Origin of the sequence: Micromonospora sp. S4605 (assembly GCF_003176715.1) — a bacterium.
GTDB lineage: Bacteria > Actinomycetota > Actinomycetes > Mycobacteriales > Micromonosporaceae > Micromonospora > Micromonospora echinaurantiaca.
The window spans coordinates 1-14,093 of record NZ_QGSW01000027.1; the positions used below are offsets into that span (position 1 = coordinate 1).

At 71.2% G+C, this 14,093-nt stretch carries 18 protein-coding genes and 1 tRNA gene; 6 read left to right on the forward strand and 13 right to left on the reverse strand.

Features of this window, described 5'->3' with window-relative positions:
* Positions 1-932: sulfite exporter TauE/SafE family protein (locus DLJ47_RS00855; RefSeq protein ID WP_109898205.1), on the reverse strand; the 932-nt coding region annotated here is incomplete at its 3' end.
* Positions 933-1,235: 303 nt separating this feature from the next.
* Between DLJ47_RS00855 and DLJ47_RS37420 the strand changes: the two genes are divergently transcribed.
* The 3 genes from DLJ47_RS37420 (at position 1,236) to DLJ47_RS00870 (ending at position 3,043) form a co-directional block, all read left to right on the forward strand.
* Positions 1,236-1,370 carry a hypothetical protein gene (locus DLJ47_RS37420; RefSeq protein WP_255562251.1) on the forward strand — a complete coding sequence of 45 codons (135 nt, stop codon included), beginning with the start codon at positions 1,236-1,238 and terminating at the stop codon, positions 1,368-1,370.
* A 126-nt stretch (positions 1,371-1,496) separates the two neighbouring features.
* Positions 1,497-2,027 carry a hypothetical protein gene (locus DLJ47_RS00865; protein ID WP_109898206.1) on the forward strand — a complete coding sequence of 177 codons (531 nt, stop codon included), beginning with the start codon at positions 1,497-1,499 and terminating at the stop codon, positions 2,025-2,027.
* Between the two features lie 14 nt (positions 2,028-2,041).
* On the forward strand, positions 2,042-3,043 hold the full coding sequence (locus tag DLJ47_RS00870) for an endonuclease/exonuclease/phosphatase family protein (RefSeq protein WP_146227988.1): 1,002 nt from the start codon (positions 2,042-2,044) through the stop codon (positions 3,041-3,043).
* A gap of 61 nt (positions 3,044-3,104) precedes the next feature.
* Here the strand turns inward: DLJ47_RS00870 and DLJ47_RS00875 are convergent, their stop codons facing one another.
* From DLJ47_RS00875 to DLJ47_RS36105, 3 genes are all read right to left on the reverse strand, one after another.
* Entirely contained in the window at positions 3,105-3,620 is a 516-nt protein-coding gene (locus DLJ47_RS00875) for a DUF3995 domain-containing protein (RefSeq protein WP_109898208.1), read from the reverse strand.
* Complete coding sequence (locus DLJ47_RS00880) at positions 3,607-4,062, reverse strand: hypothetical protein (RefSeq protein ID WP_109898216.1); 456 nt, start codon at positions 4,060-4,062, stop codon at positions 3,607-3,609. The genes DLJ47_RS00875 and DLJ47_RS00880 overlap by 14 nt, the downstream gene beginning before the upstream one ends.
* A 236-nt stretch (positions 4,063-4,298) precedes the next feature.
* A complete protein-coding gene (locus DLJ47_RS36105; RefSeq protein ID WP_199235637.1) occupies positions 4,299-4,556 on the reverse strand; it encodes a hypothetical protein in 258 nt (85 codons plus the stop codon).
* 158 nt (positions 4,557-4,714) lie between these two features.
* Between DLJ47_RS36105 and DLJ47_RS00890 the strand changes: the two genes are divergently transcribed.
* Positions 4,715-5,293 carry a TetR/AcrR family transcriptional regulator gene (locus tag DLJ47_RS00890; protein WP_109898209.1) on the forward strand — a complete coding sequence of 193 codons (579 nt, stop codon included), beginning with the start codon at positions 4,715-4,717 and terminating at the stop codon, positions 5,291-5,293.
* The gene (locus DLJ47_RS00895; RefSeq protein ID WP_109898210.1) at positions 5,293-6,432 is read left to right on the forward strand and encodes a GDSL-type esterase/lipase family protein; all 1,140 of its coding nucleotides are present in this window, start codon (positions 5,293-5,295) and stop codon (positions 6,430-6,432) included. Before DLJ47_RS00890 ends, DLJ47_RS00895 begins: the two co-directional genes overlap by 1 nt.
* 138 nt (positions 6,433-6,570) lie before the next feature.
* Here DLJ47_RS00895 and DLJ47_RS00900 read toward each other — a convergent pair whose 3' ends face one another.
* The 3 genes from DLJ47_RS00900 to DLJ47_RS35560 form a co-directional block, all read right to left on the reverse strand.
* Entirely contained in the window at positions 6,571-6,966 is a 396-nt protein-coding gene (locus tag DLJ47_RS00900; protein ID WP_109898211.1) for a VOC family protein, read from the reverse strand.
* 213 nt (positions 6,967-7,179) lie between these two features.
* Positions 7,180-7,308: a hypothetical protein gene (locus tag DLJ47_RS37425; RefSeq protein WP_255562253.1), complete on the reverse strand. Its 129-nt coding sequence runs from the start codon at positions 7,306-7,308 to the stop codon at positions 7,180-7,182.
* Positions 7,309-7,352: 44 nt separating this feature from the next.
* A complete protein-coding gene (locus DLJ47_RS35560; RefSeq protein ID WP_158289755.1) occupies positions 7,353-7,523 on the reverse strand; it encodes a hypothetical protein in 171 nt (56 codons plus the stop codon).
* An 18-nt stretch (positions 7,524-7,541) separates the two neighbouring features.
* Between DLJ47_RS35560 and DLJ47_RS00905 the strand changes: the two genes are divergently transcribed.
* Entirely contained in the window at positions 7,542-7,802 is a 261-nt protein-coding gene (locus tag DLJ47_RS00905) for a hypothetical protein (protein ID WP_146227989.1), read from the forward strand.
* A gap of 117 nt (positions 7,803-7,919) precedes the next feature.
* Here the strand turns inward: DLJ47_RS00905 and DLJ47_RS00910 are convergent, their stop codons facing one another.
* The 6 genes from DLJ47_RS00910 to scpB form a co-directional block, all read right to left on the reverse strand.
* Positions 7,920-8,972 carry an FUSC family protein gene (locus tag DLJ47_RS00910; protein WP_158289756.1) on the reverse strand — a complete coding sequence of 351 codons (1,053 nt, stop codon included), beginning with the start codon at positions 8,970-8,972 and terminating at the stop codon, positions 7,920-7,922.
* 756 nt (positions 8,973-9,728) lie between these two features.
* A tRNA-Pro gene (locus tag DLJ47_RS00920) sits at positions 9,729-9,802 on the reverse strand.
* A gap of 482 nt (positions 9,803-10,284) precedes the next feature.
* The gene (gene der / locus DLJ47_RS00925; RefSeq protein WP_109898214.1) at positions 10,285-11,688 is read right to left on the reverse strand and encodes a ribosome biogenesis GTPase Der; all 1,404 of its coding nucleotides are present in this window, start codon (positions 11,686-11,688) and stop codon (positions 10,285-10,287) included.
* Positions 11,685-12,365 carry a (d)CMP kinase gene (cmk, locus tag DLJ47_RS00930; RefSeq protein WP_109898215.1) on the reverse strand — a complete coding sequence of 227 codons (681 nt, stop codon included), beginning with the start codon at positions 12,363-12,365 and terminating at the stop codon, positions 11,685-11,687. The genes der and cmk overlap by 4 nt, the downstream gene beginning before the upstream one ends.
* A 190-nt stretch (positions 12,366-12,555) precedes the next feature.
* Entirely contained in the window at positions 12,556-13,326 is a 771-nt protein-coding gene (locus tag DLJ47_RS00935; protein ID WP_088994692.1) for a pseudouridine synthase, read from the reverse strand.
* On the reverse strand, positions 13,313-14,062 hold the full coding sequence (gene scpB / locus DLJ47_RS00940) for an SMC-Scp complex subunit ScpB (protein WP_233257594.1): 750 nt from the start codon (positions 14,060-14,062) through the stop codon (positions 13,313-13,315). The genes DLJ47_RS00935 and scpB overlap by 14 nt, the downstream gene beginning before the upstream one ends.
* Positions 14,063-14,093: the final 31 nt, after the last annotated feature.

The window sequence follows — 14,093 nt, forward strand, 5'->3', positions numbered from 1 at the left end:
GGGGTCTTCTGGTCCGGTTCGGCGGTGGCGGCCGCCTCGGCCTCGGCGATGATCCGCCGCTCCTCCTCCCGGTTGGCCAGGTACCGGCGGACCGAGTAGGCGAGGGCGGCCGCCCAGACGACGTAGATGACGGCGTAGACCGGGTAGCGGACGCTGTCCGGCGCGTCGATCCAGTCGCTGCGCAGCAGGGTGCGGGTGTTGGTCAGGATGATGATGCCGCCGACGGCCGAGCCGAGCACCCGCGGCGGGATGTGCCGCACCAGCCAGGCGGCGATCGGTGCGGCGATGATCCCGCCGGCCAGCAGGGCCACCACCCAGGCGAAGTTCACGCCCTCGGAACCGATGCCGACGATGAAGCCGATGCTCGCCGCGACGGCGACCAGGAACTCGCTGGTGTCGATCGAGCCGATCGTCTTGCGCGGCTCCAGCCGGCCACTGGCCAGGATGGCCGGCGTGCCGACCGGCCCCCAGCCCCCGCCGCCGGTGGAGTCGACGAACCCGGCCACCACACCGAGCGGGGAGAGGAACCGCTTGCGCAGCGGCTTGCCGAGGTTGCCCTTGGGCAGGCCGACAGCGGTGAACCGGATCAGGATGTAGAGGCCGAGCGCCAGCAGGATGAGCGACATCAGCGGCGCGGCGGTCTCGGTCGACAGGCTGGACAGGAACGTGGCGCCCGCGAACGCGCCGATGGCCCCCGGGATGCCGATCTTCCAGACCACCTTCCAGTCGACGTTGCCGAACCGCCAGTGCGCGGCGCCGGAGACCAGGGTGGTGCCGATCTCGGCCAGGTGCACGGTGGCCGATGCGGCGGCCGGGTTGGTGCCGATGGCCAGCAGCAGCGTCGTCGAGGTGACCCCGTACGCCATGCCGAGACTGCCGTCGACGAGCTGGGCGCCGAGGCCGACGAGCGCGAGCAGGATGAGTTTTCGCATGTCAACCACCAGTCCGGGGTGAGGGTTGGTCAGGTTCGTCAGTCGATCGGTCGTCGTCGGTCCGTCGGGCGGCGCTGCCCGGTCGGTGGATCCACGCGGGGCGGGCCGCGCTCGGCTTCCCGATATTTCCCACTGGTTAGGTGGAGAATAGGAGCCGGTGTGGGCCGGGACAAGCCCCCGTCCCAGGTACTGGTCGCCGAACCGGTCGCGGAGCGTGGCCTTCCGCCGTACCGGTCCCCTAGCCTCGATCCGTGGCCGTCCATGAGCTGACCCGCACCGACGACCGCCGACCGCCGGGCCGGCGTGCTTCGGGTCGACGCGATCCACGAGGACGAGCCCTTCGACCCGGCCACCGCCGCCGCGGTGCGCGCCGAGATCAGGGAGCTGGCCGACTGGCTCGAACTGGACCTCGCGCTGCCCGGCAGCCGACCCCCGTGACGCTCGTCCGGGCACCCCGGGGTCAGCAAACGCGAACGGATCCCGGTACCGAGCTGTGGCGAAGCTGTGTGCCGATCGTGACCGCTCGGGACCCGGCGGGTGACGCCATGCTGGAAGTATCGGGTCGTGCGCAGGCTGACTCTTCCCGGGATCCTGGTCCTGCTGCTCGGCCTGCTGGCCGGTTGCACCCCGCCGGACCAGCCGATCGTCGCCCTGTCCGTCCAGGATGGTCGGCCGGTGGGCGTCCTGGTCACCTGCGACGGCGCCTTCTCCCAGCTCAGCGTCTACGAGGACGGCTCCTATGAGGGCACCGGGACGTCGACCCGCTGGCACATCAGCGGCACGCCGGCGCAGGAGGTGGTGGAGGTTCCGCTGCTCGGTCCGCCACCGCAGGGTTGGGAACTCCACGGAAGCGGCGAGACCCCCGCGGCAGGCGGTGGCGGCCCGGAGAAGACCCGACCGCTCACCGAACTGCGGCCCGGGGCCAGCTACGGCCTCGGCGGGTGGAGCAGCGGTGATGCCATCACCGTCCCGTTCACCATCGCGGACTTCGACCGGATCGGACCGGAGCAGGTGCTGGTGCCGAAGGACCACCGGACGACGAGGATCATGTCGCGGAACGATTTCCTGCGCACGGCCCGGATGAGCTGCGACTGAGCCCGCCGAAGGGGATGTCGACACGTCGAGCCGCCCCGTCGCCACCGGTCGACCGGCGGCGACGCGTCCGGGCCCTGGTCGTGCCGGGTGTGCTGCTGCTGGTGGTGGCGCTCGCCGGGGACGCGTACGTCCGCCCGAGCGCCCCGGCCGAGCGGACCGCGCCCGGGGTGCGGACGTTCTGTCCCGGGTCCGGCCCCTGCGCCGAGCTCGGCGGCCTGACCGCTGGCCCGACCGGACACCGGCCCGGGCGGGACGAGCCGCCGGCGCCGCGGCCGGGCGCGCCGTTCGCCGCGCTGCAACTCAACCTGTGCAACAGCGGTTTCGCGTCGTGCTACGCCCAGGTCAACAACGGCCGGGCGGTGGCCGAGGCGTACGCGGCGATCATCGAGCTGCGTCCGCAGGTGGTGACCCTCAACGAGGTCTGCCGGGACGACGTGGTGACCGGCCTCCACCCGGCGATGCTCCGCGCGTTCCCGGGTGACCCGGTGTTCTGGGCGTTCCAGCCGGCGGCCGACCGGGTCGTCCGTTCCCGGCCGTACCGGTGCCGCAACGGCGAGCCGTACGGCATCGGGATCCTCGGCCGGGTCGACCCCGCGGCCCGGGGTGGCGTCGCGGTGTTCAACGGGCTCTACCCGCAGCAGGCCGATGGCCCGGACGAGTTGCGGGTCTGGCTCTGCGTGGCGGCGGCCGACCGCTACCACGCCTGCACCACCCACCTGACGTTCGCCTCCGCGGCGGTCGCGATCCGGCAGTGCCAGCACCTGCTGCGGGTCGAGATCCCCGCGATGCGGGCGGCAGTGGGATCGTCCACTCCGGTGCTCGTCGCCGGCGACCTGAACCTGGCCGTCGGCGGCTCGCCTGACGTCCGGGACTGCGTTCCCGCGGGCTACCACCATGTCGGCAACGGCAACGTGCAGCACGTCATCGCGACCAGCGACCTCAGCTTCGCCGACGCCCGCTCGCACCCGATGCGGCACACCGACCACAACGGCTGGTTGGTCAGCGCCGAACTCTGAGCGCTCCCGGCCATCGGCGTTCCACTAGCCCTGGCCTGATCGGCGCGGCCCGACCCGAACGTCAGCCCCGCGCCGGAGCGCGCGCTGCCAGGCCGCGTCCCGTCGCCGTCCAGCAGATCCCCCACAGCAGGAAGAACGGTGACCACAGCAGCAGGTCCCAGCGCGCCAGGTCGCGGGCCAGGGCGGCGTGCTCGACCGGCGGCGGGCGAACCCCGGCCAGCAGCAGCGCGTCGCCGACGAAACCGAACCCCAGCACCCCGACCGCCCGAGCGATCATGAAGATTCCCAGCCCCCACGCGACCGCCAGCAGCAGCCGCCGCGGGACCGCCGCACCCCACGGGCGTACGGCGGCCAGCGCGACGACGACGCCGACCAGGGCTGCACCGGCCAGTATCCAGTGGCTCGCCACGAACAGCGGGTCCCGGGCCAGCAACCGCTCGCGCAGTTCCGGGGGCAGCGGATCCTTGTCGGCCAGTGCGTTGGCTCCGAGCGCCTGCGCGAGCTTCATCGATCCGTACGCCGCTGCGCACACCGCCGCCCCGTACGCCCCGAGGACCGCCCGGTCAGCCCGCGACACGTCGCCTCGTCGCGGTCTCGTAGGAGCGGATCGTCTCCACCAGCAGCCCGATGACGACGATCCCCAGGATGCCGTGGTGCCACTGCCAGCCGACGCCGAGGCCGACGAACCCGTCCAGGATCATGATCAGGGCGCCGCCGCCGACGGCGAGCAGCATCCCGGCCAACGCCAGCAGCATCACGCCCCGCGGCAGCCAGCGGCCCAGCGACGTGACCGTGGCGAGGGCGAGGCTGGCCCCGAGCACGCCGGTCGCGGCGGCGGTCCACTGTGCCACGGCCGGGTCCAGGAAGTAGCCCTCGGCCTCGGCAGCTGAGACGGGCGGGCCGCCCGGGAACCCGAGCCGGGACTGCGCGGCGAAGACGGCCTTGCCCAGGGCGTAACCGAGGAACAGCACCGCCATCGCGTACGCCGGCCAACGACGGGGATGAGCATGATCGACCATGATCACGACGGTAGCCACCACCCACCGGGCCTCGACTCCCGCCGAGCGGGGAGGCCTCTCCCCCACGGGAGGGAGCAACACTCAAGGGTGTGGCAGGAGTCGAGCCGGAACTGGACTACCGGCCAGGGGTGCGTGCCGGTCGACGGGACGATGCGTCAGGAAACGGCGGGTTCGGCGTCGTCCTCAGCGGCGAGCAGGTCGACGTGGTGCGCCGGATTCGGATCGACCGACGACGCTCAACCGCGCCCGTGCCGGCGGTCGCTGGCGTCGTCGGTGGTGCGCAGGGCGAAGATGCGACGGACGGTGACGGTCGCACCGACGGCGAAGACGACGACGATGAGGAGGAGCAGGGTCGGCACCGGGCCGATGCTGCCGAGGACCCCGAACCCGAGGAACGCGCCGACGGCGCCGAGGACGACGGCGGCGAGGCTGCCCAGGAAGATGGGAGTGTCCAGGCGGCGCGCTCGTGACGTCTGGTCCGGCCTGGTGGGCATCGGCGGCTCCTCGAAGCTCGTCGGCTGGGGCTGAGGTGTTCGGCTGATCGCTTGTTGGCGGGCAGGATAGCGGCCGCCTCCAACAAACACGGTGTCTCGGAGTTGTGACCCCAACCGAATGGCATTAGGTTTTTCGCTACTAGGGGTAGGATGGGGGCATGGGACGAGCGAACCTGACCTCAGCGGTCGTCATCGCGGCGGCGGCGGAGCTGGCGGACCGAGAAGGGTTCGACGCGATCACCCTGTCGGCGCTGGCCCGCCGCTTCGGGGTGCAGACCGCGAGTCTCTACTCACACGTCCGCGATCGGTCCTCGCTGCTCGACGGCGTGCACGAGCTGGCACTCGGCGAGCTCGCCGACCGGGTGGCGATAGCCATCGGCGGCCGCTCGGGGCGAGACGCGCTCATCGCCCTCGCCGACGCACACCGCGACTACGCCCGCCAGTTCCCCGGCCGTTGGGCCGCCCTGCAACGCCCTGCCGCGTCATCGACCGTGGAATCGGACGCGGCCGGCCACCTGGTCGCGCTGACTCTGGCGATGCTCCGCGGCTACCAGTTGCCCGAGACCGAGCTCGTGCACGCCACCCGGCTGCTCGGCGCCACCATCAACGGCTTCCTGGCGCTAGAGGCGAGCGGCAACTTCGCGCACCGCGAGCCCGCGACCGAGCTCTCCTGGCGGCGCGCGCTGGATGCGCTCGACACCGCTTTCCGCTCCTGGCCGACCGAAGGAAAGCCCTGATGCACGTCCTCCCCGAGCTCCTCCGCGGCGCCGCCGAGGTCGAGGTCACCCCACGCGGCATCCGGCCACACCGGCTACCCGCCTGGGTACGCGAACAATTCCCGGACGAACAGCTGCTCTCGATGGAGAGCCAGCCCTCCGGCGTACGCATCGTGTTCCAGACGACGGCGAGCGCGGTCGAACTGGTGACCCACCCGACCCGGATCGCCTACGCGGGCGCCGAGCGACCCCGTGGGCGCATCGACGTCTACGCCGACGGCGAGCTCATCGTCCGCGACGTGCTGGACGGCGGCGATCGGGTCGAGGTCGACCTCGCCACCGGCCGGACGGCTCTCCGCACCGGCGAGGCGCACGCGACCACGGTCTCCGATCTGCCCGCGGGCCGTCACCGGATCGAGGTCTGGCTGCCGCACAACGAGACCATCGAGCTGGTCGAGCTGCGAGCCGACGCCCCGATCGAGCCGGACGACGCCAGGATGCCGCTGTGGGTGCATCACGGCAGCTCGATCAGCCAGGGCTCGAACGCGCTGGCGCCCAGCGAGATCTGGCCGGCCGTCGCCGCCCGTCGTGCCGGTGTCGAACTGCGCAATCTCGGCCTGGGCGGCAGCGCGGTGGTCGATCCGTTCCTGGCCCGCGTGATCCGCGACGCTCCGGCCGACTACATCAGCGTCAAACTCGGCATCAACGTCGTCAACCTCGACGCGATGCGGCTACGCGCCTTCGTCCCCGCCGTCCACGGCTTCCTCGACACGATCCGCGACGGCCACCCGGACGTCCCCCTGCTCCTGATCTCGCCCCTGTTCTGCGGTGTCCACGAGGACACTCCCGGCCCGGGCGCGATCGACCCGGCCTCGATCGGCACCGACCAGGTGCGTTTCGTCGCGACCGGAGCACCTGCGGACCTCACCCTGGGACGCCTGACGCTCCAGGTCATCCGGCGCGAACTGCGCTCGCTGACCGACCGCCGCGCGGCCGACCGGAACCTGCACTACCTCGACGGCACCTCCCTGTACGGCTCAGCCGACGCCACCGCACTTCCGTTGCCCGACGGCTTGCACCCGAGCCCCGAGGCCCACCAACGCATCGGCACCCGATTCGCCGCGTACGCCTTCACCGGCACCGGCCCCTTCGCCCGGTGACCCCTGACCGCCGGCCGGACCGCGCTCCAGTCGTCGTCGGTTGATCCGGCGTCTTCGCTGGTGGCCATGACCCTGAGTCCCAGGCAACCATCACGCAAGGTGACGGCTGCGGTGTGATCGGGGGCGACCGCTAGCGGCCTAGCTCTGCGGTGCCAGGGTGCGTAGGACGCAGAACTCGTTTCCCTCGGGGTCTGCCATGACCACCCAGTTTCGGTCTGAGCCCTGGCCCACATCCGTCGTGGTGGCACCGAGGCCGAGCAGTCTGGTCACCTCGTCCTCGGTGCTGCCGTCGATCGGGCTGACATCGAGGTGGAGCCGGTTCTTCACGGTCTTGCCCTCGGGCACCTTGATGAACACCAGGGTGGGCGGCATCTGGCGGGCCCGAACATCCTCGACGGTCGGCACCCAGGAGCCGACCTCGACCTTGCCCTCGCTCCGGTCGATCACCTTGAAGTCCAATACCTCGCACCAGAAGGCCGCGAGCCTCTCCGGATCGTGGCAATCAACGGCCAGCTCGGTGAACCGACTTGTCATGACTCTCCCCAGATGGTGCGGACGGCGCTCAGAGTATCGGCCGATGAGCCCTTGCTGCACTTCGCTGCTGCGCAAGATCGGGAGGGGTAGTCCGGAAGCTTCCGAATGTCCCCTGAGCTGCGCCGGGACGGGAGTTCCCAGCATCACCGCACCCACTCCCCCACAGAGTGCACCGGTCGATCAGACCATCAACGTGAGTTCGCGACGCACGGCTCACTGCCACATGTAGATGACGGTCCAGTCGAGCGCGGCCATTGCGTCCTCGATGGAGTCGCGGCCAATCTGCGGCACCTCGTGCGGCGGCCGATCACCTCGGCCATCCATGCCCGCCGGCTGCGCCACCCCAGGATGTTCGCGTGGGTGTAGGCCTGAGCGATGGCGGATCGCTACTCGATGGTGAGCTTGCTGCTGCGGCGCGGCATCAGCAACAGCGCGCACAGCGCGAGGACTGCCAGCACGGCGAGCGCGATGAAGACGTGGTGGGTCGCGTCGTACAGCGCTGTGCGGACGTACGCGGCGGCCTCCGGCGGGACAGGCCCGCCGTGCCCGCCGGGCACGAGACTCGTCGTGTCCAGGTGCTCGGGTATGGCGCCCGACGGCGTGGGATCGCCGGAAGCCTGGCAGGCCACGACAAGCCGTGGTGGCACCTGCTGCCGTTCCTGTGTCTGACGCTGCTGCTACTTGCGTTGCCACTGCACGCCCTGTTCGCGTTCGGTCAGCGGGCGGCAGCAGCGCTGCCGAAGATCCGCAACTGGGCCAATGACCACTCGTGGTGGGTCAGCGAGGCGGTAATCCTGATCTTCGTGGCTATCGTCGTGTCCGACCTGCTCAAGTAAGGCCCTCGCCCGCGCGTCACCCTCCGGCTGGAGGTTGCCAGTCGGCGTTCAGACCGTTGACGCGGAGCCAGGAGCCCTACGGCCCTACGCCGCCACCATCTGCTGGCACCGCCGTAGCTAGACGGCGGCCGTCAGGTCCGCCCGCTTGGTCGCCTCTGCTTCTGGCAGTCCGGAGGCCTGTAGCAGCTCGCTGACGGCGGCGCGCAGTTGTGCGACGACGACGTTTCCGGAGGAGTCGACACCTTCGGCGCAGGCCTTGTTGACCTCTTTGATCGCGTCCAATGCCCGTGCGCGCGTACGACCTGGATCCCGGCCGGTGACGACATCCCGATACAGCAGCCTCAGCGCCTGGCCGGCGTGCTCGATCGACGCTGGAAGACCGGCCGGCACCGGCTCACCCGTCCGTAGGGTCGCCACCGCCCAGTGCACCATTTCGCGAGTGCAGGTGTAAGCCGCATCGAAGTGCTCGGCGGCTTGCTCCCACCGGCGCAGGACTCCGAGCCGTCGTCTTCGCCACGGTGAGAGGATCGTCACCTGCCGCGCTGCGGCCACCAGTTCAGCCGTCTGCTGTCTCTGCTCCCACGCCGTAGAGAAGCGCTCAAGGGCGCACTCGGCCTTTTGAAGGTCACGATGGACCAGTGCGTCGGCAACAGCCGTCAGTTCACGGGCGAAGGCATCCAGCGTCGGACCGACGCTGCGATGTACGACCCGCAGCGGGTTGAGTGGCAGGATCAGGAACGCGACGGCGACGGCCACGACACCACCGACCAGCGCACTTTCCGTTCGCGGCACAGCCAGATCCGGTCCCTCCGCCACCGACCCCAACAGCAGAGCCGTGCCTCCTGCCTGCGCCAAAACCCCGCCGGTGCCCCGAAACGCGACTGCCACCGAGATGGCCAGCGCCACGATCACGCCGGTTTGGACCGGCCCCACCCCGATCGTCCGTGCGATCACATGCGCGACCACCGCCCCCACGATCACCCCGGCAAGGAACTCCAGCGCTCGCCTGATTCGATTACCGATGCCTCCCGCAATCGTGCCGACCGCGACGATGGGCGCGAACATCGGCTCCGCATTGTCCAGTAATTCGCGGGTGATGAACCAGGACAGCTCGGCCGCCACACCCGCCTGCGCCGCGACGACGAGATACGTGCGAAGCCGCTCGTACACGTCTCGGCGCCCCCGCCGCACACCCTCGCTCACCACATCCCGAAGCCGGCCGAGCACCTCGCACCCCCGCGGATATCGGCTCCCCAACCACATTTCATACGCCAACAACAATCGGCTGATCGAGATCCCAAGCTGCCGAGCTAGATCTAGTTTGCCCTAGAGTGGGTCATCTCATGCCAGATCACCCACCCACCGCTGGTCACCGACGAGCAGTTCGTCGCGGCCCAAGACATCCACAACGCACCAACCACCGCCGATGGCGCTCTTCGCCACTACCGGGCCGAACCCGTTCCATCGGCGAGCGGTCGATGGCCTGCTCGTCCACGAGCAGCCACTTGAAGAGCTGCTGCAGCCCCTTGTGCTTGATCAGCGCCGTCGACGCGGACCTGGTGTCGATCATCCAGGCCTGGAACGCCTCCAGTGCGCCCGCGTCACCGCGCACGGATCGTCGGCGGCGTCATCGGCGTCCGGATCCGGCGAATACTCCCCCAGATACCGACCCAACTGAGCGGCAGTGAGGAGGTAGTGGTCGCGGGTGGCCTGCGGATAGTTCCCGGCCCGCCGCAGCGACCGGTCCAGTCCCGCAGGAGCCCGGCCCAGGTCCGGGACGGTCCGACGGTGAGCTTCTGAAGATCGAGAAGTGGCATGACAACCTGCCCCGAGCCAAGGAGTCCAACAGCGGCGTGCTAGACCAGGCATCCATGCCAAGCAATGAAAAGAGGGCTCCCGCAAGTCTCTACGGAAACCCTCTCGCTGTCGGGACGGCCGGATTCGAACCGACGACCCCTTGACCCCCAGTCAAGTGCGCTACCAAGCTGCGCCACGTCCCGATGCCACCGCGCGGTTTCCCCCGCGACAGCCGGTACAGCTTAGCGCAGATCTTCCCGTCGCCCGCACACGCCCCTCCCGGCCCAAGGCGTGCCGCCCGCCTCACCTCCCGTAGAGCTTCCTAGGAGGATAGGGGGCAACTCGCTGACGCCGGGCATCGATGAGCTTGATCTCTTGCGGCTCGCCGGGACGCGAGCTCCGAGTTTCTGCTCTGGTCGATCGGGCGGGCGGGTGTGGCGGCCACATGGGCCCGCCCGCCGGACCGGCCCGATCTCCGAATCGCGGGTGGGTTCGCCGAAAGCAGCGATACCGCAGAGTCATCTTGATGACTCTGCGGTATCACGCTCGCGGGGCAAGCCGGCGGTCCGGTAGGACACGCCCGGTGCGGCGCGGGCGGCCCCGGCCCGGAGAGCTGTCATGAGCCGCACATCACGGGCGAGCCGTCCGCCCCGGGTAGGGAAAACCCCGCCCGGGAACGGACGCGTCAGCCGTGCGCCTTGCCGCGGCCGCCGGGGCCGAGCTTCTTGCGCGGGCGTACCGAAATCTCGATCGGGCTGCCCTCGAAGCCGAACTCCTCGCGGAGCTTGCGCTCGACGAAGCGCTGGTAACCGGCGTCCAGCGGACCTGTGGTGAAGAGCACGAACCGCGGCGGCGCCACCCCGGCCTGGGTGGCGAAGAGGATCTTCGGTGCCCGCCCACCACGCACCGGGTGCGGGGTGGCCTGCACCAGGGCGGTCAGCCAGGCGTTGAGCTGCGCGGTCGGCACCCGGGTCTCCCAGCTGGCCAACGCCTTGCGCAGCGCCGGGGCGAGCTTGTCGACCGCCCGGCCGGTCCTGGCCGACAGGTTGAGCCGGATCGCCCACGGGATGCGGCGCAGCTCGCGCTCGATCTCCTTGTCCAGGTAGTACCGGCGGTCGGCGTCGACCAGGTCCCATTTGTTGAAGGCGATCACCAGCGCCCGGCCGGCATCGGTGACCATCGACAGGATCCGCTGGTCCTGCTCGCTGATCACCTCGCTGGCGTCGAGCAGCACCACCGCCACCTCGGCGGCCTCGATCGCCGACGCGGTACGCAGGCTGGCGTAGTACTCGGTGCCGCTGGCCTTGCCGACCCGCTTGCGCAGCCCGGCGGTGTCCACCAGCTGCCAGGTCTCCCCGCCGATCTCGACCAGGCTGTCCACCGGGTCCACCGTGGTCCCGGCGACCGCGTCGACCACCGCCCGCTCCTCCCCCGAGAAGCGGTTGAGCAGGCTCGACTTGCCCACGTTCGGCCGCCCGACCAGCGCCACCCGGCGCGGGCCGCGGGGCCGGTGCTCCACGATCTTCGGAGCCTCCGGCAGCGCGTCCATGATCGCGTCCAGCAGCTCACCGGAGCCGCGGCCGTGCAGCGCCGACACCGCGTGCGGCTCACCGAGGCCGAGCGACCACAGCGAGGTGGCCTCCATCTCGATGGCGGTGTTGTCCGCCTTGTTCGCCACCAGGATCACCGGCTTGGCGCTGCGCCGCAGCATCCGCACCGCCGCCTCGTCCACGTCGGTGGAGCCCACCACCGCGTCGACCACGAAGAGCACCACGTCCGCGGTGGCCACCGCCGCCTCGGCCTGGGCAGCGATCGCCGCGGCCCGGTCCCGGGCGTCCGGCTCCCAACCGCCGGTGTCCACCACGGTGAACTGCCGGCCGGCCCACTGCGCGTCGTACGGAACCCGGTCGCGGGTCACCCCGGGCACGTCCTCGACGACCGCCTGCCGGCGGCCGATGATCCGGTTCACCAGGGTCGACTTGCCCACGTTGGGGCGGCCGACCACGGCCACCACCGGCTGCGGACCGGGCTGCTCCTCGGTGTCGAGGTCCGGTTCCCGCAGCTCTACCCAACCCTCGCTCTCGGTCACGCCACTCCCCGCTCGGTGAGCAGCGCGCGCAGCCGCGCCACGACCTCGTCGATGCCCAGCTCGGTGGTGTCCAGCACGACCGCGTCCGGGGCCTGCTGCAACGGGTTCACCTTGCGGGTCGAGTCGAGCCGGTCCCGGCGGGCCAGATCGGCGGCGGTGGCGGCCACGTCGGTGGCGTCCTCGGCGCTGCGCCGGGCGGCCCGGGCCGCCTCGGACGCGGTCAGGTACACCTTCAGGTCGGCGTCCGGCGCCACCACCGAGCCGATGTCCCGACCCTCGACCACGATCCGGCCGTGGTTGACGATCATCTCCCGCTGCCGGGCGACGAGCAGCGCCCGCACCGCCGACACGGCGGCGACGGCGGACACCGCCGCGGTCACCTCGGGGCCACGGATCTCGGCGTCCACGTTCACCCCGTCGGCGGTCACGCCGTACCCCTGGGGGTCGGTGCCGATGCGCAGGTCGACCTCACCGGCGACCTTGGCCACCGACTCGGCGTCGGCCAGGTCGACCCCGGAGCGCAGCACCGCCCAGGTGATCGCCCGGTACATCGCCCCGGTGTCCAGGTAGCGGGCACCGAGGCCGGCGGCGAGCCGCCGCGAGACGGTGGACTTACCCGAACCGGACGGCCCGTCCACAGCGACCACGCAGCGCCCGGTCCGTACGTTTTCCTCCACCGTCGTCCTCCTCAGCCCGTACCTCACGGGTCGCCGGTCGCGGCGCCGTGAGCGGTCGTTCCATCGTCAATCATGCCCGCGGCCCGGCATCGGGCCACATGCCCTGCCGCCGCGCGCCATCCGCGCCCGCGCGCCCAGCGCGCCGCGGCCGTCACGGAGCCTACCGGCTGCCGTACCCCGAACGACGGGGTCAGTCACCCACCGCCTTGAACAGCGCGGCCACCTCGGCGTTGGTGAGCCGGCGGGTGCGCCCGGCGCGCAGGTCACCCAGCCGGATCGGCCCGATCGAGGTACGCACCAGCCGGGACACCGGATGGCCGACCTCGGCCAGCAGTCGCCGGACGATGTGCTTGCGCCCTTCGTGCAGGGTCAGCTCCACCTGGGCGGTCCGTCCCAGCGTGTCCACCACCCGGAACGCGTCGACCCGGGCCGGGCCGTCCTCCAGCTCCACCCCGGCCATCAGCCGCTTGCCCAGGTTGCGCGGGATCGGCCCGGCGACCTCGCACAGGTAGGTCTTCTGCACCCCGTAGGAGGGGTGCATCAGCCGGTGCGCGAGGGTGCCGTCGTTGGTGAGCAGCAGCAGCCCCTCGCTGTCCGCGTCGAGCCGCCCGACGTGGTAGACGCGCTGCTCCACCCGGTTGCCGAGGAAGTCGGCCAGCGCGGTCCGGCCCTTCTCGTCGGCCATCGTGGAGACCACCCCGCGCGGCTTGTTCATCGCCAGGTAGACCAGGCGGGTGTCGGCGACCAGCCGCTCGCCGTCCACCTCGATCACCGCGGTCGTCGGGTCGACCTTGTCGCCCAGCTGCGCGACCCTGCCGTTCACCGTCACCCGGCGCCGGAAGATCAGGTCCTCGCAGGCGCGGCGGGACCCGACACCGGCGGCGGCCAGCACCTTCTGCAGGCGCTCGGCGCCGGTGTACACCGGCGCGTCGGGTCGGGGGGCACGGTCATCGCGTGGCATCGGCAAGCTCTTCTACGTCGTCGGGTAGGAACGGGGCGAGCGGCGGCAGGTCGTCGAGGCTGTTCAAGCCGAGCTTCTCCAGGAACATCGTGGTCGTCCGGTACAGGAACGCCCCGCTGTCCGGTTCGGTGCCGCACTCCTCGACCAGCCCGCGGGAGACCAGGGTACGGATCACCCCGTCGCAGTTCACCCCGCGGATCGCGGAGATCCGCGAGCGGGTGACCGGCTGCTTGTAGGCGACCACGGCCAGGGTCTCCAGCGCGGCCTGGGTCAGCCGGACCGACTGCCCGTCCAGCACGAACCGCTCGACGTAGGCCGCGTATTCCGGGCGGGTGTAGAGCCGCCAGCCGCCGGCGGCCCGGCGCAGCTCGAAGCCGTGCCCGGCCGCGGTGTAGCCGGCGGCGATCTCGTCCAGCATCGGACCGATCCGCTCGACCGGCTGCTCCAGCACGTCGGCCAGGGTCAGCTCGCTGACCGGCTCGTCGACCACCAGCAGGATGGCCTCCAGCGCCCCGCGCAGCTCCGCGTCGTCCAGCTCCGGCGCCGGCTCCGGCGCCGACCGCCGCCGCCCGCGCTTCTCCGGTACGCCAACGCCGCCCGCCCCCGCGACCGGCCCGGATCCCGGCGCCGGAAGCACGTCCGCCGCCGCGCCTCCCCCGGCCGACGCTGCCACCTCGGCGGTCAGCGCTGCCTCCTCCGACGTCGAGGCTGCCTCCTCGGAGATCTTGGACGAAATCGGCCCCTCTGGGGGCCCTTCGGTTCCAAGA